The following is a 19,183-nucleotide window of genomic DNA, read 5'->3' on the forward strand; positions in this document are numbered from 1 at the left end:
CGGCTTCCCGGTAAGCGGCTTAAAAAAGCGATTTTCACCTGTTTCTTCGGTAGCCCGGCTGTCGATAACCTGAGATTAAATCGGAGATCTGATCAAAGATTATAAACCCGTGACTTTGTGCGCCAGGAGATTTCTCTCGAAGCTTACCTTTTCGGAAACAGGTTAAGTTAACTATAGCTAATATTGGTGGGGTGTCAATTGTCTACCCTGATAAATTTGTCCATGGCTACAATCGCCTGATTTTGCTTGATGGGGCAGGTGAAGTGGTGTAAAAATTACCCGTCGCTAACTTCTTAAGGATTTTGCAATAAAAGGAGGAGTCATGCAGGTCAGAAGTTATTTATTTGCTTTGGTTGCCGGAATGTTGTTGGCAGGAACGGTCCATGCCGAAGAAGTAAATCCGGTGGTGGGCAAAGTGGGGGATTTTGTTCTGCGTCAGGCCGACCTGGAAAGAGTTATCGCCAACCTGACACCGGAGGCGCAGCAGAAATTCCAGGGGGAGCAGGAGCAGGCAAGCCTCGTCAACCAGATCCTGCTGACCAAAGCCCTGGCAGCCAAAGCGCGAAAAGAAGGCTTCGAACGGAAGCCGGAGGTAAAGGAGCAGCTCAGCTACATTATCGACCAGTTCCTGGGACAGGAATACCTGCGCAAGGTGGTGACGGCAAATGTGGAAGTGCCGGACGCAGAGCTGAAAAAATATTACCAGGAGCACGAGAAGGACTTCGTCGTTCCCGAGAGGGTCAAGGTCAGGCACATCTACTTTGCGGCGGCAAAAGACGCGACTGCCGAGGTGAAGGCTCAAGCCAGGGCAAAGGCGGAGAAAATAGCAGAGCAGCTGAAAAAAGGGGGAGATTTTGCCAAGCTGGCCGGTGAAAATTCCGAAGATACCGAATCGGCAGCCAACGGAGGTGATCTGGGTTACCTGACCCCCGGCAAGACCAACTCCGAGGAATTCGAGAAGGCGGCGTTCAGCCTGAAGGCGGGGGAGGTTAGTCCAGTGGTGGAGACCCCCTTCGGTTATCACATCATCAAGGTTGACGAACGCCAGGAAAAGCGGACGGCAACATTTGAAGAGACTAAAGATTATATCAGCTCCACATTGAAGGCGCAGCTGGAGGAGAAAAAGGCCAGGGAATTTCTTGACGCGGTAGCCAAGGAGGGGGGGCTGCAGGTTTTCCCAGGCAAGAAGGCAGAGGAGAAAAGCGGGAAATAACCATAACCCTATGAACGTAAAATGGCCTGCCAGTGTGCAGGCCATTTTTGCTGTGTTGCAAAATCGACCCGCTCCTGGCGGGTTTTTTTGTGTCCGGTGTTTCACTTGAATAGACGGTCAGTGAACAACAAACCAAGGAGTGACATTGACAGGACAAAAAGAGAAAATAAACTGTATTAATAAAAGGTTGTTAATTTGATGGAGGCGGACATGAAAAACACACTTTCTGCAATAGCGCTCCTTTCTTTTTTTATTATGGCCGGCTGCGGTACTACCGGCGGCACTGCTTCTGTCGGGGCACTTGGTGGCGCGGCAGCTGGTGGAGGGGTGTATGAGTATCGGCTGCATAAGGCAAAGCAGAGAATAGAGAGCGAACATAAGGCAGGAAAAATGGACGACAAGGAGTACAACGCCCGCAAGGACGAGATTGAGCGGTTGCAGCTGCTCAAATAACGCCTGCAGGTCTAACATTATGGGGAAGCGGCATGGGCCAAATGAAATATATCTGCATCTTTGCTTTATACGCGTGTCTTGTCGGCTGTTACGCCATGCATCCCTCCAGCGGCGGAGGCGGGGCGACGGAACTGGCAGAGGATGCCAGAACCGTCGATCCTGAAGACATTGCCCTTCCTTTCGGCTATCGCATCGAGGCAGTTGCTATGGGACTGACCTTTCCCACCGGAGTGACCTTTGACGAAAAGGGGAACATTTATGTGGTGGAGGCGGGATATTCCTATGGCGAGGTATGGGAAACCCCCAGGCTTCTTCGCGTCAGGGACGGGCAGCTGGAGGTAATCGCCGAGGGAGGGAAAAACGGGCCGTGGACAGGAGCTACCCGTCACGGTGGGGCCTTCTTTGTTGCCGAAGGGGGGGAGCTCAATGGCGGCAGGATCCTGCGCATCACCGATGACGGCAAGATAGCTGTAATTGCCGACCAGCTTCCTTCCCGTGGTGACCACCACACCAACGGCCCTGCCGTCGGGAATGACGGGCTGATCTACTTCGGCATCGGCACGGCCACCAACTCCGGCATCGTCGGCGAGGACAACCTTCGCTTCGGCTGGTTGAAACGTTACCCGGATTTTCACGATACTGCCTGTCGCGACGTCAGACTTGCCGGCGAAAATTTCCGGACCAAGGATGTGGTCAAGGGGGAAGGTGAGGTTGCAACCGGGGCCTTTGTTCCGTTTGGCACGACCACCGTTAAAGGCCAGGTGATAAAGGGACGAATTCCATGCAACGGAGCGATTCTCAGGGTGAAGCCGGAGGGAGGGGATTTGGAGCTTTTTGCCTGGGGCTTCCGCAACCCCTTCGGACTTGCTTTTTCCCCCGATGGAGAGCTGTTCGTTACGGATAACGGCTACGACGACCGGGGGAGCAGACCGGTTTTCGGTGCCGGAGACCCGTTGTGGCTGGTGAAACAAGGCACCTGGTATGGCTGGCCCGACTACAGCGCCGGACTGCGGCTGGATGAGGGCAACCAATTCAAACCGTTCCTCCAGGAAAAACCGCGGCTCCTGCTCTCAGAGTACCCGAACCATCCCCCCAATCCGGCGGCCATCCTACCGGTTCATGCTTCGGCAAATGGTTTCGACTTTTCCCGTAGCGACAACTTCGGCCATCGGGGAGAGGCATTTGTGGCCGAGTTCGGGGATCAATCGCCGCCGACCGGCAAGTCTCTCGGGGCAGTGGGATTCAAGGTAGTGCGGGTGGATGTACGAACCGGGGTCATTCATGAATTCGCCGCCAACAAGGGGAAAACGACAGGGCCTGCATCGGCTCAAGGCAGTAAGGGATTAGAGCGCCCCGTTGCCGCCCGCTTCGATCCGTCGGGAGAAGCGCTTTACGTGGTGGATTTCGGGATCCTTAAGGAGACGGCAAAGGGTACCGTTCCCCAGCAGAAAACCGGAGTGTTGTGGCGAATAACGCGGGAACTGAAATAGTCAGACAGTGCCTGTCGATTGAAGAAATGTTAGGGGGCAAGATGCGGCTGATTCCACTGCTGGTCATATCGCTTCTCTTTCTGTCCGCTTGCGGCACTCCCCGGCGTGGCGAAAACGTTGCCGGTCCATTGACTCTTGTCACAGAGAAGGAAGTCAGAGGGGAAAGATATTTCATGACCTACTGCAACAAGTGTCATCCCCTGGGGGAGAGCGGCGTCGGCCATGCACTGAACAACAAACCTCTGCCCGGCCCTCTGATAAGGACCCAGGTCCGTCTGGGAGCGGGAGCGATGCCTGCTTTTTCCAAGGAGTTTCTCCCCGACGAGAAACTTGACGACCTCATAGTCTATCTGCAGACCCTGAGAAAGCACTGATTCTAATGGGACAGGACGACGCATGGCACAAGGAAAACCGGGAGCGGGTATTCTGGCAGGAGTTCAGCGTGCCGTGGCGCTTCCCGGTGATCTTCACCAGAAATGTCTTCGCCCCTGCCAATAATGCACTGGCGACCGTTTTCCAAGCTGCCGGTCCGGTCCCGGTTCTTGCCATTGCCGATAGTGGCGTTGCCGAGGCAAATGACGGGCTGGCCGATGCTGTCCAAGCTTACGCATCAAGCCACAGGAACGCGCTGAGGCTGCTTTCTCCTCTTCATGTCCTTCCCGGCGGCGAGAAATGCAAAAATGGGGCGGCCCAGGTGGATCGGCTGCACCGCCTTTTCCATAAGCACAAACTTTGTCGTCATTCGGTGGTGCTGGCTATCGGCGGCGGAGCATTCCTTGATATGGCCGGTTATGCTGCCGCCACCGCCCATCGGGGCTTGAGGCTGGTCAGGCTGCCGACGACGACACTGGCCCAGAACGATGCAGGCATCGGCGTCAAGAACGGATACAACTCCTTCGGCAGGAAAAACTGGGTCGGCACCTTCGCTCCCCCCTTTGCCGTCATCAGCGATCTGAACTTCCTCAGCACCCTGCCCAACCGGGAGTGTCGGGCAGGGCTTGCCGAGGCAGTAAAGGTGGCGGTGATAAAAGACGCCGGTTTCTTTCAACTGCTGTCCGGACAAAGGAAGAAGCTGGCAGCCCTTGAACTGGAGCAGATGGAGGAAATGATTATCAGGTGTGCCGCACTGCATCTGGAGCATATAGCTGCAGGAGACCCCTTCGAGCAGGGATCGGCACGTCCCCTCGACTTCGGCCACTGGTCTGCCCATGCACTGGAGGAGGCAAGCGGTGGGGAGATCCTCCATGGCGAGGCGGTGGCCATGGGAATGGCTCTGGATTGTCTCTATGCAGCAGAAAAAGGGCTCCTGAGGGAAGAGGAACGGGATCAGATCATCCACCTGCTCCAGGACCTTGGCTTCAGGCTGTCCCATCCGGTCCTGGCGGAACTGGATCTGGAAGGAGCTCTCGACCGTTTCCGCCAGCATCTGGGCGGAACGCTTTGCATAACCCTTCCGCTCGGCATCGGCTGCCGGGCTGAGTTTCACCAGATGGACCTGGAGGTCCTGCACAGTTCAAGGGACCGGCTGATGGCCCATAAAGGATGACGATGCGACAGAATATCAAACCAACGGCAATGGAGCTTCTGGAATGGGACTTTGTCAAGTGCCGTTCCCGGCTGCTGGAGATCGCCGCCTTCATCGATCGCATTGATCGCTTCGGGGGAAGTGAAGAGGCACGAAAGGATTTCCGTTATCGGGCACTTTTTCAGGCCCTGGAAATCATCTCCTCCGGTAAACAGAACCGGGTCAGGGAGATCCTGTTGCTCCTGAGCGATCCCACTTTGCAGCCCCTGGAGGACGTGTTGCCGCCGGAAATCGCGCAGGGTGCGTGGAGGAATGTTCCCGGTGATCATTGAGCCGCACATCCACATGGTTTCCCGCACCACTGACGATTACCGGGCCATGGCCATGCATGGGATCGCCATCGTCACCGAGCCCGCCTTCTGGCCCGGATATGACCGGAGAACTGCCGCAGGATTTGCCGATTACTTTGAACAGCTGACGGTCGCCGAACCGGTTCGGGCGGCAAAGTTCGGCATCAGCCACCACTGCTGGCTCGGCCTCAATCCCAAGGAAGCAGTCGATCTCGGCCTGGCTCTGGAGGTGCTGGAGATCCTGCCGGAATATCTTGATCGGCCGACGGTCCTGGGCCTTGGCGAGATCGGCCTGAACCGCAATGGCCGCAACGAGATCAAGGTACTGGAGTGGCAGGTGGAGCTGGCGGCGAGGCGAAATGAACTGATCCTTGTTCATACTCCCCATCTGGAAGACAAGCTGAAAGGGACCCGTCTTATTCTCGATATAATTGGTGCCGATTCCCGCATTTCCACCGACAGGGTGCTTATCGACCACGCCGAGGAACATACCGTCGACCTGATCCTTGAGAAGGGTTTCTGGGCCGGCATTACCCTCTATCCCCACTCCAAATGCTCTGCCGACCGGGCGGTGGACATCCTTGAGACCTCAGGTTGTGAGCGGATCTGGCTGAATTCTGCCGCCGACTGGGGGGTGAGCAATCCCCTGGCGGTGGTCGAGGCAGGAGAGGAGATGCGGCGTCGCGGCTTCAGCGAGGAGGCCATAAGCGGTGTGCTATTCCGCAATCCCGCCGCTTTTCTCGGCCAATCCCCGCGGTTCAAAGTCCAGTGCTGACCTACTGCACCAATATCCACCCCGGCCACAGCTGGGATGAGATTGTGACTAAGGTCTGGCCTCAGGTGCTGCAGGTGAAGGAAGTAGTTGCTCCCGATGCTGCATTTCCGGTCGGACTTCGGATTTCGGCACTTGCGGCCCGGCAGGTCACTCCGGCAGCAGCAAGAAGATTCGCCGACTGCTGCGCCGATGACGGGTGCTTTATCCCCACCATCAACGGCTTTCCCCATGGGCAGTTTTATGGCACTCCGGTCAAGGAAGGGGCCTATCTGCCAGACTGGCGCAGCCCGGAGAGGGTCCGGTATACCCTGGACCTGATCCGGCTGCTCAGACTCTGGCTCCCCCCTTCGCTGACCGGTTCCATCTCCACCCTGCCCATCGCCTACGGCCGGTACATGTGCAGAGATGATCTGGGGGTGGTGCGGAAAAACCTGCTGACAGTGCTCAGGGAGCTGGAGTTGTCCGCTTCGGCCGGAAAACCGGTCATCCTGGCCCTGGAACCGGAGCCGGGATGCCTGCTGGAAACCGCGCGGGACGTGGCCCACTTCCTGGAAGCGATGGCCTTTCCTGCCGATCTGCGTCGGCTGATCGGCATCTGCTTCGATTGCTGCCATGCTGCCGTTCTTCATGAGGAACCACGGCGAGCCTTTTCTTTGCTGGGCGAGGCGGGCATAGCCGTGACAAAGATTCATCTTTCCTCGGCAGTACGTTTCGCCACGAATCACCTCCAGGCAGCGGCACTATTCGGAGATGATTGTTACCAGCACCAGACGAGTGTCAGGAGCCATGCCGGTACCGTCCATTTTCCCGACCTGGCGGATGCCATCAATGATGTACCTCTGCTCCAGGGTGAGTGGCGCATACACTACCATCTCCCCATCTACGACAGCGGCAACGCCCTCTACGGGACAACAAACGATTTCATCGGCGAGGTGCTCACCTGGGCTCCGCCCCAGACCCTTCTGGAAATCGAGACCTACACCTACGCAAATCTTCCGCCGAAATTGCGCCAGGGTGGCGTGATCGAATCCATTGCCCGGGAGTTCGCCTGGCTTGGGGGAAAGCTGTGAAGCGGACAGTGGTCATCAATGTTGCCGGCCTCAGTTCCTCCCTTCTTGGACCCCATACGCCAAGGATCAATGAACTTGCCGACAGCGTTTCCCGGATCCATCCGGTCTGTCCTGCAGTAACCTGCACCATGCAGGCGACCTTTCTTACGGGAAGGCTGCCGGCGCAACACGGCATCGTCGGCAACGGCTGGTATTTTCGCGATCTGGCCGAGGTTTTTTTCTGGCGACAGTCGAACCGGCTCATTCAGGGGGAAAAGATCTGGCAGGTGGGGCGGGCCATAAATACGGCCTTCACCTGCGCCAACAGTTTCTGGTGGTACAACATGGCCACCGATGCGGACTGGAGCGTTACCCCCCGTCCCGTATATTGTGCCGACGGGCGAAAGCTGCCCGATTGCTATACCCAGCCGCCGCACCTGCGGCAGGTCTTTACCAGGCGCTTCGGCGCCTTCCCCCTCTTTCGCTTCTGGGGTCCCGCCACCTCCATCGCCTCGACCCGGTGGATCGGCGATGCTGCCATGGCTATTGAAGAGCTCTATTCCCCGGTCCTTCATCTTGTATATCTGCCTCACCTGGACTACGTCCTGCAGAAGGTGGGGCCGGAAGGATCAATCAGTAGAGATCTGCGGGAGTTGGACGAAGCCTGCGGCAGACTGCTCGACTTCTTCCGGAACCGTGGCTGCCGCGTCATCGTTCTCTCCGAGTACGGTATTTCTGCCGTTGACCGGCCGGTCCATCCCAACCGCATCATGCGGGAGGCGGGCCTGCTGTCGACTAAAACGGATCTGGGGCGGGAATACCTCGATCCTGGGGCCAGCAGGGCGTTCGCCGTGGCTGATCACCAGGTTGCCCATATCTATGTTCGCCAGAAAAGGGATGTGGAGGGGGTGGCCGCCCTGTTTCGCCAGGTGCCGGGGATCGAGCACATTCTCGACTCATTCCGGAAGAAGGAGTGGGGGCTGGGGCACGGCCGGTCGGGTGAGTTGGTGCTGGTTGCGGGCAAGGGAAGCTGGTTCAGTTATTACTTCTGGATGGATGACGGAAAAGCACCCGATTACGCAAGGACGGTGAATATCCATGCCAAGCCGGGCTACGATCCGTGCGAATTGTTCTTCGACCCCAAACTGAAATTTCCGGCGTTGACAGCGGGGCTCTCCCTATTAAAGCAGCGGATGGGGTTGAGGACGCTGCTGGATGTGATACCAATCGATGCCGGGCTCGCCAAAGGTTCACACGGCAGGATTCCCGAAGATCCCGGAGAACTGCCGCTGCTCCTGTCCTCGGACCCACAGCTGCTTAACTCTGACAGCGTGGCGGCCCAGGATGTATTTCATGTCATCCTCGATCATGTATTCAGGGAGTGAAACCATGAAGCCTGTTCGTATCTATCTCGAATTGTGCAGAGTCAGCAATCTGCCGACGATCTGGATCAACACCCTGGCCGCATGTCTGCTGTCGGGCAACTGGCAGCTGAAGAAGATATTCCTGCTACTGCTCGGCTTTTCATTGATGTACTGCGGCGGCATGGCCATGAACGACTGGCTCGATGCCGATATGGACCGGCAGACACGACCCGACCGGCCGATCCCGTCCGGTAGGATCGGTGCAGACGAGGCCAGGATCTGCTGGCTATCCCTCTTTGCCGTGTCACTTTGCCTTTTTTTTGCGGCCGGGGGCTATATCGCCTTCTGCGCCGCCGTAATCCTGCTGCTCTTCATCACAACCTACAACCTGGGGCATGGTCTTTCACCCCTTGCCGCCATCCCCATGGCTGGTTGCCGCTTCATGATCTATATGATCAGCGGCATTGTCTGCGCCGGAAAACCGAACCTTGTGCTCGTGCTTCTGGCTGCGGTGCAGTTCGGCTACATTCTTTACCTTACCATCAAGGCCCGGCGGGAAAAAGAAAACGGTCAGATCATATCCCAAATTCCCCTTTTTCTTGCCGGAGTGCCTCTCGTTGATGGTGTCGCCATGGCCCTCACCATGGGTATCGTTTGGCTCCTGGCCGGTTTTGCCGGGGGCATTGCCACCCTGGCCGCCCAGGCGAAAATAAGGGGCGACTAGCTCACGGACGGTGGACCAAGAACCGGGCAACAGCCGCAACAGCTTGAAATGGCGTCCGTTGCTGCCATACTGTTCATATAAAATATTCCTAAGGAGATGGTCATGGAAAAAGCGATGTTCTGCAGACAGTGCGAACAAGCGGCCCAGGGAGTGGGTTGCGAGGTGATGGGCAATTGCGGCAAGAATCCCCAGGTCGCTGCCCTGCTGGACCTGATGATCCATGGACTCGAAGGAGTCGCAGTCTATGCCCACCGGGCACGGGAATTGGGGGTGAAGGACCCGGAAGTGGACCGGTTCATGCTCGATGGTCTTTTCACCAGGGTTACCAATGTGAACTTTGACCCGGAAGATATTGCCGGCCGCCTGCGGCGATGCTACCAGATGAAGGATCAGGCGCGGTCCTTGTTCGAGAAGGCTTACCAGGAACGGAAAGGGGAGAAGGCTCCGGAGTTCCATAGCGGGCCTGAGGCATGGCAGCCTGCGGAAGATACGGCAGGGCTGATCACCCAGGGCCGACAATACGGGGTCTTGACCTGGCACCAGGACCCGGATACGCTGTCGGCCCTGGAGCTGGTCCTCTACGGTCTGCTCGGTATGGGGGCGTTTGCCTGGCACGCGGCGGAACTTGGCAAGGAGGATGATGAAATCTATGCCTTTATCCACCGTGCCCTGGCGGCTGCGGCTGATCGCCGGATCACCCTTCAGGATTTTGTCTCACTTGCATTGGAATGCGGCAAGATGAACCTGCGCACCATGGAGCTCCTTTACCAGGGGCATGCCGAGCGTCTTGCCGATCCGGAGCCGATGAAGGTAAACCTGGGAACCCGTGGCGGTAAGGGAATCGTCGTTTCCGGGCACGACCTGCCCATGCTGGAGGAGATCCTGAAACAGAGCGAGGGAAAGGGGGTCAATGTCTATACCCACGGCGAGATGTTACCGGCCAACGGTTACCCGAGGCTGAGAAAATACGCCCATTTCGCCGGCCACTTCGGCACCGCCTGGCAGAACCAGACCAGGGAACTCCCTGATTTCCCCGGTGCGATCATCTTCAATACCAACTGCATCCAGCGCCCCGACCCCTCCTATACCGACCGGCTTTTCACCTGGGGGGAAGTGGCCTGGCCCGGCATTACCCATCTGGAGGGGTTTGATTTTTCGCCGGTGATAGAAAAAGCCATGCAGCTTCCCGACCTGCCGGAAAAGCCGGGACAGGAAATTCTGGTCGGTTTCGGCCATGAGGCGGTCTTCAAGGTGGCCGGGGCAGTGGTGGACGCGGTAAAAACAGGTGCTATCCGCCGTTTTTTCCTCATCGGCGGCTGCGATGGGGCCAAGCCGGGACGCAACTACTTCACCGAGCTGGCACAACAGGTGCCCAAGGACTGTGTGATTCTAACCCTTGCCTGCGGCAAGAACCGTTTCAACCGGCTGGAATTCGGCGATATTGGCGGCATTCCCAGACTGCTGGACGTGGGGCAGTGCAACGATGCCTATTCGGCCATCCGCATCGCCCTTGCCCTGGCCGAGGCCTTTGAATGCGGGGTCAATGAACTGCCGCTGTCCATGATCCTCTCCTGGTACGAGCAGAAGGCGCACGTCATCCTCCTGACTCTTCTCCATCTGGGGATTAAGGGCATCCGGCTCGGTCCCTCCCTGCCCGCGTACGTTTCTCCGGGGGTACTGGATTTCCTCGTCCAGAACTATGATCTGGGGCCGACCACCACTGCCGAAAACGACCTGCGGCAGGCCCTTGGCGCATAGCGAAAAAATAGGGGACGGTCCTTTCCTCGATTGAATTTTGCGTTATTATTTAATGCATTGTCATGATTATAAAACAGGAGGGACTGATGAAACATCCATATGCTAAAGTTGCGGCTGCCATTGCCGGGGTACTGGCGCTGGCGGCTACCTCTGTTGCGGCGCCGGCGGTCTTCAACGTGGATCGGGAATTTTACCCGTTCTATCCGTCGCTTATCAAGTGGAACAAGTCGCCGGCGGAGTTCACTCCACCAGCCGACTGCGGCGGCTGCCATGAAAAACAGTTCCGGGAGTGGAACGGTTCCGTGCACCAGCTTGCCTTCCTTGACCCGGTCTACCAGGGGGAGCTGAACAAGGCGGTCAAGGCGGTGGGGCATGAGGTTACCCGCCAGTGCGAGGGTTGCCACTCCGCGGCGGGCATGGTAACCGGCGAAATTAAAGGGTCGGGACTGGCCGGATTAAGCCCCATGGCCCTGGGAGGCGTCTCCTGCGATATCTGCCATTCCATCAGCGATACTACCCACTGGCAGACCCCGTCCCATGAGCCTGAAAATGGCTCGATGATCCTCAGTCCCGGTCTTTCCGGCAAGGGGGGAACCGATCTCGTCAAGCGCGGACCGTGGAAGCCTTCTGCCGATTGTGGCGGTGGCTTCCACAAATGCGAAGAGTCTTCGCTGCACCAGCAAGCCGACCTCTGTGCCTCCTGCCACCAGGTCTACCATTACGATGCCCATTTCCCCCTGGAAGCCACCTACCTGGAGTGGAAACATGGCCCCTATGCCCAAAAATCAATCCTCTGCCAGGACTGCCACATGGTGGATACCGCCACCTTCAAACGCACGGCCGATGAATTCAGAAAGCCGGAAAGGGGTGAATACCACCACTACTTCAATGGTGCCAACTATCTCCTTTATTATCTGGCCGGGGCTGCAGCCGAGAGAACGGGTGACAGGGAGCTGGTCGCATCCCTGAAGGAAAAATACCAGATGGCGGTGGAGCATCTGAAGAGTGCCGCAGCACTGGAGATGACGCCGGTTTACCGGGCAGGGCAGCTCAGTGAGCTGAAGGTCAGGGTAAAGAATATCCGCGCCGGACACAACCTGCCCACCTCCCTGACCAACGTGCGGCAGATGTGGCTGGAGATAACGGCAAAAGACGAGAAGGGTAAGGTGGTATTGGCCAGCGGCGCCGTACAGAAGGACGGCACCTTGCCGGAAAACACACGCATCTTCAATTCGGACGGCATGGGAAAGGACTTCCATTTTGCCGTGGATCCATGGGTGGTAACGGCATTTTCCCGCCACGATACCATTCCTCCCCACGGCTACAAGGACGTTTTCTACGGCATGAACGGGGCGAAGGGGGCTAAGAAGGTAACGGTGGAGGTAAAGCTGCGCTATCGCCAGGCTGACCAGAAGGTGGCGGAGGCGCTTCTGGCCGCGGTGCCCAAGGACATGAACCTGAAGGAGATTTACGGCCTGGAGAAGGTGCCGCAGCTGCCGGTGGTAGATATGACCATGGAGCGGCAGACCTTCCAGGTAAGGAAATAGGGTTACAGCTGCTCGATGAGCTCTATCCCGCGGTGCTCCACTTCAATCAGCTCGATGACCACCTCGTGGCCCGAGGATTTCAGTTGAAGCCCTCTGACCTTGACCGGAAAGGCACTGCTGACTTGCCAGGCGGCAATTTTCTGATGGGTATCGTTGTGGAGAGTGATGCTGATGGTGCGGCGTTCGATGGTCTGGGGTTTGACACTGCACAGCCACTTGTAAAGATCGGTGCCGAAAGTGAGCATGCCGCTTGATAGAACCAGGTTAGCCGTCTGCAGTTTCAGCTTTTCCCGATCGTGGAGGGACAGGTCTTCCTGGTCAAGGGTAACCTGCGAAAATCCGGCAAAGATACCATGGCTCTCCACAAGGTATCTGAATTGGGGAAACGGCATTTCACCATCCATATGATTGCTCTCCTCAGGTAACGGGTAATGATTAAATTAAGATAATCTTATCATAAATATCTGGCAAATCAGCTGCACATATGGGAGAAAGAAAAACTTAAAGGCATCGGTAGTGCTGCAGTAACATGTTATCAGTGACTATTGTTGTGATGAAAGGAGGGAGAAATGAAACGAGCTGTTTTGATCATTCTGCTGTTGTCAATTGGTGCGTTGTCTGCGGTTGCATTTGCCGCAACGCCGAAAAATCCGGGTCCCGAGATCATCAATCTGAAAATGGGGGTGATGATACTGCCTTTTTCCCACAGGAAGCACCAACAGGACCTGAACAATGAATGCTTTCACTGCCATCCGAAAAAAACCGGCGGCAAGATTGACAACTGGAACAAGGAAACTGCCCACCAAATCTGCATCAGCTGTCATGATCTGGAAGAAAAAGGACCAGTGGAATGCAAGCAGTGCCATAAGAAATAATTGCTCGGACTGGCCTGTAGATTCTGAGTTAGTAGTCAAATGACATTGCAAGAGGCTGCCAGTTACCGGCAGCCTCTTTTTTTATGCCTGATCGACAATTGCCGCCCAGTCAGGGGGCAACTTCGTTTCTATCTCTCCCATGATGTCGGCCCCCTCCTCGCTCTCCTTGACACAGTGGAAAACACGCCCCACCAGATCCCTGGCTTGCTGCCAGTCCAGGTGCATCTGTTCCGCCACGGCGGAGAAGAAATCGTCGATGGATAGCTGGACCGGCGCTTGCTGCTGGCCGCGCAAGGTGCTGAAATCCAGCTCCGGGGGGAGGATGTTGGTCAGTTCCCTGGCCCAGTCTTCGTCAATCTTGCTCGCCAGAACCCCGAGAACGGTCTTGATGGCAGAGTCAGCAGCTTTTTCATCATTGATGAAGGGAAGTTCCATAACCTGATTCATGTAGCTGCGATAGTCCATTGGTGCCTCCTTTTAAGGGTTATTCCAGCTGGTAGACCTGCAGAATCCTGCGGAACGACGGGGACGAAAGTGAGACTTCAGGCAGATACTCGCCGATCAATTCCCTGCTCCAGTGCCGGCCGGTATGGCGATGCTCTTCCCGGGTGGTGAAACGGTAGCGGTAATAGAGCGCCCGCACCTTAAGCGGGGGCTTGTCGGGGAACGGGTTCTTCTTCAATAGTCCCAGCACTTGCCGGTCCCCCTGAAGAAGCTTGGCCAGGAAATGAATAAACCACAGCGGCCGGGACCGGGAAGGCATGGCTGCAAACCACATCAGCCAGTCGAGACGCAGATGGTAGGGGGCGATGAGCGGCGGTATTCCCTGCGGGTCCCCCGGTTTGCCGCGGAATTCATACTCTACCCAGCGGCTAGCAGTGCCGGGTGCGTTATCGGCCGTTCCCTCGACAACGATTTCGTAACGCTCACGGGTAATGCTGCCAAAGGCGCCATAGGTGTTAACCAGATGGAAGGGGTCAAAGCTGGTGTTCATGATCTGGGCCGGAGAGATCATGTTCAGCATCGGCTGGATGCTGCGAATTGCCACCAGAATCGCAACTCCCCAGCAGGCGGCATCGAACAGCGGCGGTGGCGGTGCAAAAGGTGGAACCTCCAGCGCCAGGAATGGAAGCTGGCCGGTGGTGACAGTGGAGAAGCAGAGGATGAAGGCAAGCCAGTTGAGCCAGGCAAAATTACCGCTGACGATGATGAAAAAGAGAAAGGCGGCAGAGACGACGCCGCCCGTCACTGCCAGCGGTTGGGGAGCGAAGTAGAGACAGGGCATGACCAGTTCGGCCAGATGGTTGAAGGCAACTCCGCATCGCCGCAGCACGGCAGGGAGGAGATGGAAAAAACGGCTGACGGGGTTCGGCATGGGCTGGGTTTCGAAGTGGTAGTCCAGGCAGCTCAGGTCACGCCAGCATGGGTCACCGCGCATCTTGATCAGCCCGGCGCCGAACATGACACGAAACAGGACCCAGCGGTAGAGCCAGATGATGACAATGGGCGGCTCAACGCCGACCGGTCCGAGAAAGATGGCGAGGAAACCGCATTCAAGAAGGAGAGATTCCCAGCCGAAGGCGTAGAAATCCTGACCGATGTTGACATAGGACAGATAGATGGCCCAGAGCAGAAACCAGACGATCATTGATACAGTTGTTCCATATGCCTCGGAAAGACCGGTCACTGCCGCAAGGGAGAGACCGGTGCCAAGCCGGGCAAAGAGTTGGAAGGCCCTGTCAGAGGGAAACAGGTAAAAGATGCTGGGGGCGGAACGGAACGGTACCAGCTGCATGTAGTGGGTAGCCGGTAACAGCCCCTTCTGGCCGCACAACGGCCGGAACTGGTTGAGTGCCACCAGAAAGCCCATCAGATAAATCAAGCCCAGACCCCGTTGCAGCAAGAGCCTAGGCACCCAGTATTCCGAGGATTCCATGGAAACCTCCGGAAGGCACAGCCGGGAGAAAATCGGTAATCAGGCTGCTGTTTTACCAGACCGATATCAGGCAGCAGAGGTCTCGCTGCACCCGGTCTGTTCCGGAACGTCTTCGATGAATTTATGGTAGTCCATTTCATCCTTCCTTACGTTCGATTTTCCCTTGGCCTATTAAAAAAGCATAACATAGCCGTGATGACGGTCAACGGCCCGGCAAGGCCGGGAATCAGGTCCCCGGTGACAATAATCACATATTAAAGGAGTTCTTTGTCGGTATCCTGAAGCAACGGTAAAACCGCTACAGTGCAAGGAGACGACAAATGCTGAAAAAAATGACAAACATGGTTTTCCCCATGGTCCTCATGCTGCAGGCCTGCTTATTCACATATGCCCATGCCGATGCTTCCGCCAGCCGAAAGAGTGCCATTCTGCAGCAGAGGGGTCCCATGCTGCAGAAGCATGCCTCTGCCGCCGTTGTGCCTGAAAGAACGGAAAACGGCATGCTGTATAAAGCAAATTGCGCCATCTGTCATGGACAGGCCAAACGTGGCCAAGCCAGCTCGCTGATCGAGAATGCCATCAGGAAAAACACCGGAGGAATGGGCTCGCTCAGGTTTCTGACCCAGGAGCAGATACGGACCATAGCTGATTTCTGATTACCGAAGGTTAATTGATAAAAAAATTTAATTAGATATAATCCTCTTAGAATTCGCACTTCCAAGGGGATTTTTTTATGCGCCGAGATTGGCTGAAATTGCCACTCCCCATCATCATCCTGGTGCAACTGCTAAGCATTGACGGTCAGTGTGAAAGCCTTCCCCAAGAACTCAACCTTTCCCGCACGGATGCCATAAAAATGGCCATAACTGGCAACATAGAGGTTCATAACGAATCTCTTTCCTCATTCATGGCAGAACTTGATTCCATCCGCAGCCGCAGCATTTACAACCCGCTACTGACACTTTCCGCAAACAGCGGCATAAATGCTTCACCGGGAGAGCCTTTTCGAACCAGAAACACCCAGACCACCATCGGACTTTCCCAGAACCTTCCCACCGGCGGAAGTATCTCCGTTACCACCCAGACCGGTTACGCTACCGCCGAATCGGAAGACCCGGAATTGACAAGCAGGAACTGGCAGACATCTCTGGGGCTTAACCTAAGTCAGCCGCTGTTACGCAACGCAGGCAGGGAAACGAACGAGTTTTCCATTTTTGCTGCCGACAGCAATCTACAGGATGCCGTGGAGAGGTTTCGCTCCATCATTATCGATACCGTTCACGCCGTCGTCACGTCCTACAACCGTCTTTATACCCTGCGTCGGATTCTGGAGACGCGCAAGGCTGCCCTAGCTTCTGCTGAAATGTTGCTTGAAGGTGTCAGGCAAAAGGTAACCCCGGAAACACCACTGGCCATGGAGGTGGCAGATGCCGATTTTGCCGTTGTCCAGCGTCGCAAGGAGCTGGTGGAGGCGGAACGCAATGTAAGGGACCATGAGGCAGGCTTCCGTTACCTTATCGGTCAGGAAGGGAAAGCCACCATAATCCCCGTTGATCCACCCTCCCGGGAGGAGCCGCAGGAGACGGAGGAACAGGCTGTAGTGGCTGCACTCGGTCTACGTCCCGAACTGCTGCAGTTGCAAATTTCATATAATGTGGCGCAGGTGCAGGAGCGCATCGCAAGGCGGCAGGCCTGGCCCGAGCTTTCCCTGACGGGTAGCGGCGGACTTAACGGCACTGGTGAGACTATGAGCAAAAACTGGAAGGAGATCATTGACGGCAGAAGACGATTTTGGACCGTCGGCATGCAGTTCAGCTATCCCATCGGCAATACGGCAGCCGTCAATGATTACCGCAGGAGCAAGATCAGGACCGAACAGTTGCTAAACCAGATCAGGTCGCTCAGCTGGAGGATCCGCAATGAGGTAGAGTCGGACATGCGGGCGTTGATTTCTGCCCGATTGCAGGTGCGGATGGCCGACATGTCCTTGAGGATAGCGGAGAAGCGTCTTGAAGAATACCGCAGGAACAATCAGGCCGGTACAAGCACAGTTCAGGATGTGATCGATGCGCAAAACGATCTGACCTTTGCCAGAAATTCACAGGTGGATGCGGTAGAAACCTTTGCCAGCGCGGTGTCAAGGCTCTGGAGGGACATGGGCACGCTTTTAGACCACCACGGCATTAAAATAGATGCTGAGCATGTGGGGAAAATAGCTGGAAAGACAGCCCTGAAAGAGGAATCGAAGCCGGAGGGGCTGGGCCTGCAACTACCCGACCTGGAATGGGCCATGGAAGCCTTCAGGGCCAAATAAATAATCAGGCTAACATGACAAAACCCGAAACCCACATGCCATCCCAGGCTGGATCCATATCGGCAGAGCCAAGCCGGGCGTGCTTCAGTCCCGGCAGGGAGGATGTCCTGATTATGGCCGCCATGGTCGTCATCTATCTGCTGATAGCACTCCCTAATCTGGGCAGCTTCAAGGTGCCTGCCACCGTCTGGCAACCCTTGCGGAAGGGAGAATCACTGGTCCTTGATCTGGGGCGTGAGGTTCCCGTTTCCAGGATTTATTATTACTGCGGTATCAACGACAAGCGATTTCAGCAGACAAGCTTTTCCCTTGATTATGAAACAAAGGGCAGATTCCGCCCCTTGGCCCATTTCGAAAAGAATGACTGCAATATCTGGAAGTTCCAGGACGCAGGCGTTACAACCTCCCGATTGCGGATAGTAGCGGATACTGCCGGCGGCGCCCTGAACGAACTGGTCGTTCTGGAAAAGGGAGCGCAGGTCCCGCTGGCCGGGATGAGGATTTCGGCTCTTAACTCCGCCGGTACTGAACCGCAGCATCTGCTGGATGAGCAGTCTACCTTCGAAGCTGGCCCCTCCTTTATCAACGGGTTCTATTTCGATGAGGTATACCACGGCAGGACGGCCTACGAGCATCTGCAGCGGATGGAGCCTTACGAGAACACCCACCCCCCCCTGGGAAAACTGTTCATTGCTTCAGGCATAGCAGTTTTCGGCATGAACTCTTTCGGCTGGCGCATAGCAGGAACCCTGTTCGGTGCGGCACTGCTGCCGGTCATGTATCTTTTCGGCAGGAAGCTGTTCGGCAGGTCTTTTTTCGCTTTCTGCGCCGCTTTTCTGATGATGGTGGACTTCATGCACTTCACCCAGTCGAGGATCGCACTGATCGACATTTTCGGCGTCTTCTTCATCACCGCGATGTATTATTTCATCCATGATTTCTACGTGAACAGCTGCCCCATGGCTCCCATAAAAAAGAGCGCGGTCCCGTTGATCCTGGGTGGGGTTTGCTTCGGGCTCGGCGCAGCATCCAAGTGGATCGCCATCTATGCCGGGGCAGGGCTGGCCCTGCTGGTGGCCCTGCAGCTCTTCCGCAGTTTCAGGAATTATCGGGGAGAACTCGGAACGCACCGCTTTTTCTGGTGTTACCTGTTGCCTGTCATCTGTGTCTGCCTGTTTTCCTTCCTGGTAATCCCGGCAATCATCTACCTTCTGTCCTACCTTCCCTATCTGATGGTTGAGGGGGAAACGCACGGGTTCATGGACATACTGCGAAACCAGCTGGACATGTTCGACTACCACAGCGGGCTTAAGGCCACCCATCCGTTTTCTTCCCCCTGGTGGAGCTGGCCGCTTGATCTTCAGCCGGTCTGGTTTTACACCGCGTCCGGTCTTCTTCCCGGCCGGACCTCGACCATCGCATCTTTCGGTAATCCCGCCATCTGGTGGACCGGTCTACCGGCAGTCATAGCCGCTGTCATCATTGCCGCCAGGAAGCGGGAGCGGCGGATGGCCGTCATCTTTACCGCCTTCGCCTTTCAGTATCTGCCGTGGATGTTCGTCACGCGGCTGACATTCATTTACCACTTCTTTTCAGCAGTGCCGTTCATGATCCTGTGTCAGGTATATGTAATCCAGCAGGCCATGGAGAGGTGGCCCAAGGCACGGTGGGCGGTCAGTGGCTATTTGACCGTTGCCGGACTGCTGTTCATTATCTTCTATCCTGCCCTGTCGGGAATGGAAGTCTCAACGGACTATATCGACAGGCTGAGGTGGCTCAAAAGCTGGATATTCTAAGGACCGGAGGTCAC

At 56.3% G+C, this 19,183-nt stretch carries 19 protein-coding genes; 16 read left to right on the plus strand and 3 right to left on the minus strand.

The genetic code is table 11. The annotated features are described in order from the left end of the window. Positions 1 to 322: 322 nt before the first annotated feature. The 12 genes from GEOB_RS01465 to GEOB_RS01520 all read left to right on the plus strand — a co-directional run bounded on the left by GEOB_RS01465 (position 323) and on the right by GEOB_RS01520 (position 12,248). Complete coding sequence (locus GEOB_RS01465) at positions 323 to 1,213, plus strand: peptidylprolyl isomerase (protein ID WP_012645398.1); 891 nt, start codon at positions 323 to 325, stop codon at positions 1,211 to 1,213. Between the two features lie 210 nt (positions 1,214 to 1,423). Further along, positions 1,424 to 1,666 (plus strand): hypothetical protein, encoded by a 243-nt coding sequence (locus tag GEOB_RS01470; protein WP_012645399.1) that lies wholly within the window; start codon positions 1,424 to 1,426, stop codon positions 1,664 to 1,666. Between the two features lie 32 nt (positions 1,667 to 1,698). Next, positions 1,699 to 3,156: a PQQ-dependent sugar dehydrogenase gene (locus tag GEOB_RS01475; RefSeq protein WP_012645400.1), complete on the plus strand. Its 1,458-nt coding sequence runs from the start codon at positions 1,699 to 1,701 to the stop codon at positions 3,154 to 3,156. Between the two features lie 41 nt (positions 3,157 to 3,197). After that, positions 3,198 to 3,530, plus strand: a complete 333-nt coding sequence (locus GEOB_RS01480) for a c-type cytochrome (protein WP_012645401.1) — start codon at positions 3,198 to 3,200, stop codon at positions 3,528 to 3,530. A gap of 5 nt (positions 3,531 to 3,535) precedes the next feature. Beyond that, the gene (locus GEOB_RS01485) at positions 3,536 to 4,702 is read left to right on the plus strand and encodes a 3-dehydroquinate synthase (protein WP_012645402.1); all 1,167 of its coding nucleotides are present in this window, start codon (positions 3,536 to 3,538) and stop codon (positions 4,700 to 4,702) included. A gap of 2 nt (positions 4,703 to 4,704) precedes the next feature. After that, positions 4,705 to 5,013, plus strand: a complete 309-nt coding sequence (locus GEOB_RS01490) for a hypothetical protein (RefSeq protein ID WP_012645403.1) — start codon at positions 4,705 to 4,707, stop codon at positions 5,011 to 5,013. Further along, positions 4,994 to 5,806, plus strand: coding sequence for a TatD family hydrolase (locus GEOB_RS01495; RefSeq protein ID WP_230199003.1), 813 nt, complete (start codon positions 4,994 to 4,996; stop codon positions 5,804 to 5,806). Before GEOB_RS01490 ends, GEOB_RS01495 begins: the two co-directional genes overlap by 20 nt. Positions 5,807 to 5,850: 44 nt before the next feature. Further along, complete coding sequence (eboE, locus tag GEOB_RS01500; RefSeq protein WP_230199004.1) at positions 5,851 to 6,876, plus strand: metabolite traffic protein EboE; 1,026 nt, start codon at positions 5,851 to 5,853, stop codon at positions 6,874 to 6,876. Further along, positions 6,873 to 8,240, plus strand: a complete 1,368-nt coding sequence (locus GEOB_RS01505; RefSeq protein ID WP_012645406.1) for a nucleotide pyrophosphatase/phosphodiesterase family protein — start codon at positions 6,873 to 6,875, stop codon at positions 8,238 to 8,240. The genes eboE and GEOB_RS01505 overlap by 4 nt, the downstream gene beginning before the upstream one ends. 4 nt (positions 8,241 to 8,244) lie before the next feature. Beyond that, on the plus strand, positions 8,245 to 8,943 hold the full coding sequence (locus GEOB_RS01510; protein ID WP_012645407.1) for a UbiA family prenyltransferase: 699 nt from the start codon (positions 8,245 to 8,247) through the stop codon (positions 8,941 to 8,943). Positions 8,944 to 9,045: 102 nt separating this feature from the next. Further along, positions 9,046 to 10,701 carry a hydroxylamine reductase gene (gene hcp, locus GEOB_RS01515; RefSeq protein WP_012645408.1) on the plus strand — a complete coding sequence of 552 codons (1,656 nt, stop codon included), beginning with the start codon at positions 9,046 to 9,048 and terminating at the stop codon, positions 10,699 to 10,701. A gap of 86 nt (positions 10,702 to 10,787) precedes the next feature. Continuing rightward, positions 10,788 to 12,248 carry a multiheme c-type cytochrome gene (locus GEOB_RS01520; protein WP_012645409.1) on the plus strand — a complete coding sequence of 487 codons (1,461 nt, stop codon included), beginning with the start codon at positions 10,788 to 10,790 and terminating at the stop codon, positions 12,246 to 12,248. 2 nt (positions 12,249 to 12,250) lie between these two features. Here the strand turns inward: GEOB_RS01520 and GEOB_RS01525 are convergent, their stop codons facing one another. Next, positions 12,251 to 12,652, minus strand: coding sequence for a phage tail protein (locus GEOB_RS01525; protein ID WP_012645410.1), 402 nt, complete (start codon positions 12,650 to 12,652; stop codon positions 12,251 to 12,253). A 165-nt stretch (positions 12,653 to 12,817) separates the two neighbouring features. On the opposite strand from GEOB_RS01525, the gene GEOB_RS01530 reads away from it, so the two are divergent. Continuing rightward, complete coding sequence (locus GEOB_RS01530; RefSeq protein ID WP_012645411.1) at positions 12,818 to 13,123, plus strand: cytochrome c3 family protein; 306 nt, start codon at positions 12,818 to 12,820, stop codon at positions 13,121 to 13,123. Positions 13,124 to 13,204: 81 nt separating this feature from the next. On the opposite strand, the gene GEOB_RS01535 is transcribed toward GEOB_RS01530, so the two are convergent. Further along, positions 13,205 to 13,588 carry a DUF2267 domain-containing protein gene (locus GEOB_RS01535; RefSeq protein ID WP_012645412.1) on the minus strand — a complete coding sequence of 128 codons (384 nt, stop codon included), beginning with the start codon at positions 13,586 to 13,588 and terminating at the stop codon, positions 13,205 to 13,207. A gap of 19 nt (positions 13,589 to 13,607) precedes the next feature. Next, positions 13,608 to 15,059: a lipase maturation factor family protein gene (locus tag GEOB_RS01540; protein WP_012645413.1), complete on the minus strand. Its 1,452-nt coding sequence runs from the start codon at positions 15,057 to 15,059 to the stop codon at positions 13,608 to 13,610. A 320-nt stretch (positions 15,060 to 15,379) separates the two neighbouring features. On the opposite strand from GEOB_RS01540, the gene GEOB_RS01545 reads away from it, so the two are divergent. The 3 genes from GEOB_RS01545 (at position 15,380) to GEOB_RS01555 (ending at position 19,169) form a co-directional block, all read left to right on the plus strand. Further along, the gene (locus GEOB_RS01545; protein WP_012645414.1) at positions 15,380 to 15,715 is read left to right on the plus strand and encodes a c-type cytochrome; all 336 of its coding nucleotides are present in this window, start codon (positions 15,380 to 15,382) and stop codon (positions 15,713 to 15,715) included. Between the two features lie 77 nt (positions 15,716 to 15,792). Continuing rightward, on the plus strand, positions 15,793 to 17,373 hold the full coding sequence (locus GEOB_RS01550; RefSeq protein WP_012645415.1) for a TolC family protein: 1,581 nt from the start codon (positions 15,793 to 15,795) through the stop codon (positions 17,371 to 17,373). 14 nt (positions 17,374 to 17,387) lie between these two features. Further along, positions 17,388 to 19,169 (plus strand): phospholipid carrier-dependent glycosyltransferase, encoded by a 1,782-nt coding sequence (locus GEOB_RS01555; protein ID WP_012645416.1) that lies wholly within the window; start codon positions 17,388 to 17,390, stop codon positions 19,167 to 19,169. Positions 19,170 to 19,183: the final 14 nt, after the last annotated feature.

It is taken from the genome of Geotalea daltonii FRC-32 (genome assembly GCF_000022265.1).
Taxonomy (GTDB): domain Bacteria; phylum Desulfobacterota; class Desulfuromonadia; order Geobacterales; family Geobacteraceae; genus Geotalea; species Geotalea daltonii.

Bases quoted from the DNA above. Each gene is read 5' to 3' on its own strand.
- GEOB_RS01465 (WP_012645398.1), top strand. From the start codon at position 323: ATGCAGGTCAGAAGTTATTTATTTGCTTTGGTTGCCGGAATGTTGTTG.
- GEOB_RS01470 (WP_012645399.1), top strand. From the start codon at position 1,424: ATGAAAAACACACTTTCTGCAATAGCGCTCCTTTCTTTTTTTATTATG.
- GEOB_RS01475 (WP_012645400.1), top strand. From the start codon at position 1,699: ATGGGCCAAATGAAATATATCTGCATCTTTGCTTTATACGCGTGTCTT.
- GEOB_RS01480 (WP_012645401.1), top strand. From the start codon at position 3,198: ATGCGGCTGATTCCACTGCTGGTCATATCGCTTCTCTTTCTGTCCGCT.
- GEOB_RS01485 (WP_012645402.1), top strand. From the start codon at position 3,536: ATGGGACAGGACGACGCATGGCACAAGGAAAACCGGGAGCGGGTATTC.
- GEOB_RS01490 (WP_012645403.1), top strand. From the start codon at position 4,705: ATGCGACAGAATATCAAACCAACGGCAATGGAGCTTCTGGAATGGGAC.
- GEOB_RS01495 (WP_230199003.1), top strand. From the start codon at position 4,994: ATGTTCCCGGTGATCATTGAGCCGCACATCCACATGGTTTCCCGCACC.
- GEOB_RS01510 (WP_012645407.1), top strand. From the start codon at position 8,245: ATGAAGCCTGTTCGTATCTATCTCGAATTGTGCAGAGTCAGCAATCTG.
- hcp (WP_012645408.1), top strand. From the start codon at position 9,046: ATGGAAAAAGCGATGTTCTGCAGACAGTGCGAACAAGCGGCCCAGGGA.
- GEOB_RS01520 (WP_012645409.1), top strand. From the start codon at position 10,788: ATGAAACATCCATATGCTAAAGTTGCGGCTGCCATTGCCGGGGTACTG.
- GEOB_RS01525 (WP_012645410.1), bottom strand. From the start codon at position 12,652: ATGGATGGTGAAATGCCGTTTCCCCAATTCAGATACCTTGTGGAGAGC.
- GEOB_RS01530 (WP_012645411.1), top strand. From the start codon at position 12,818: ATGAAACGAGCTGTTTTGATCATTCTGCTGTTGTCAATTGGTGCGTTG.
- GEOB_RS01535 (WP_012645412.1), bottom strand. From the start codon at position 13,588: ATGGACTATCGCAGCTACATGAATCAGGTTATGGAACTTCCCTTCATC.
- GEOB_RS01540 (WP_012645413.1), bottom strand. From the start codon at position 15,059: ATGGAATCCTCGGAATACTGGGTGCCTAGGCTCTTGCTGCAACGGGGT.
- GEOB_RS01545 (WP_012645414.1), top strand. From the start codon at position 15,380: ATGCTGAAAAAAATGACAAACATGGTTTTCCCCATGGTCCTCATGCTG.
- GEOB_RS01550 (WP_012645415.1), top strand. From the start codon at position 15,793: ATGCGCCGAGATTGGCTGAAATTGCCACTCCCCATCATCATCCTGGTG.
- GEOB_RS01555 (WP_012645416.1), top strand. From the start codon at position 17,388: ATGACAAAACCCGAAACCCACATGCCATCCCAGGCTGGATCCATATCG.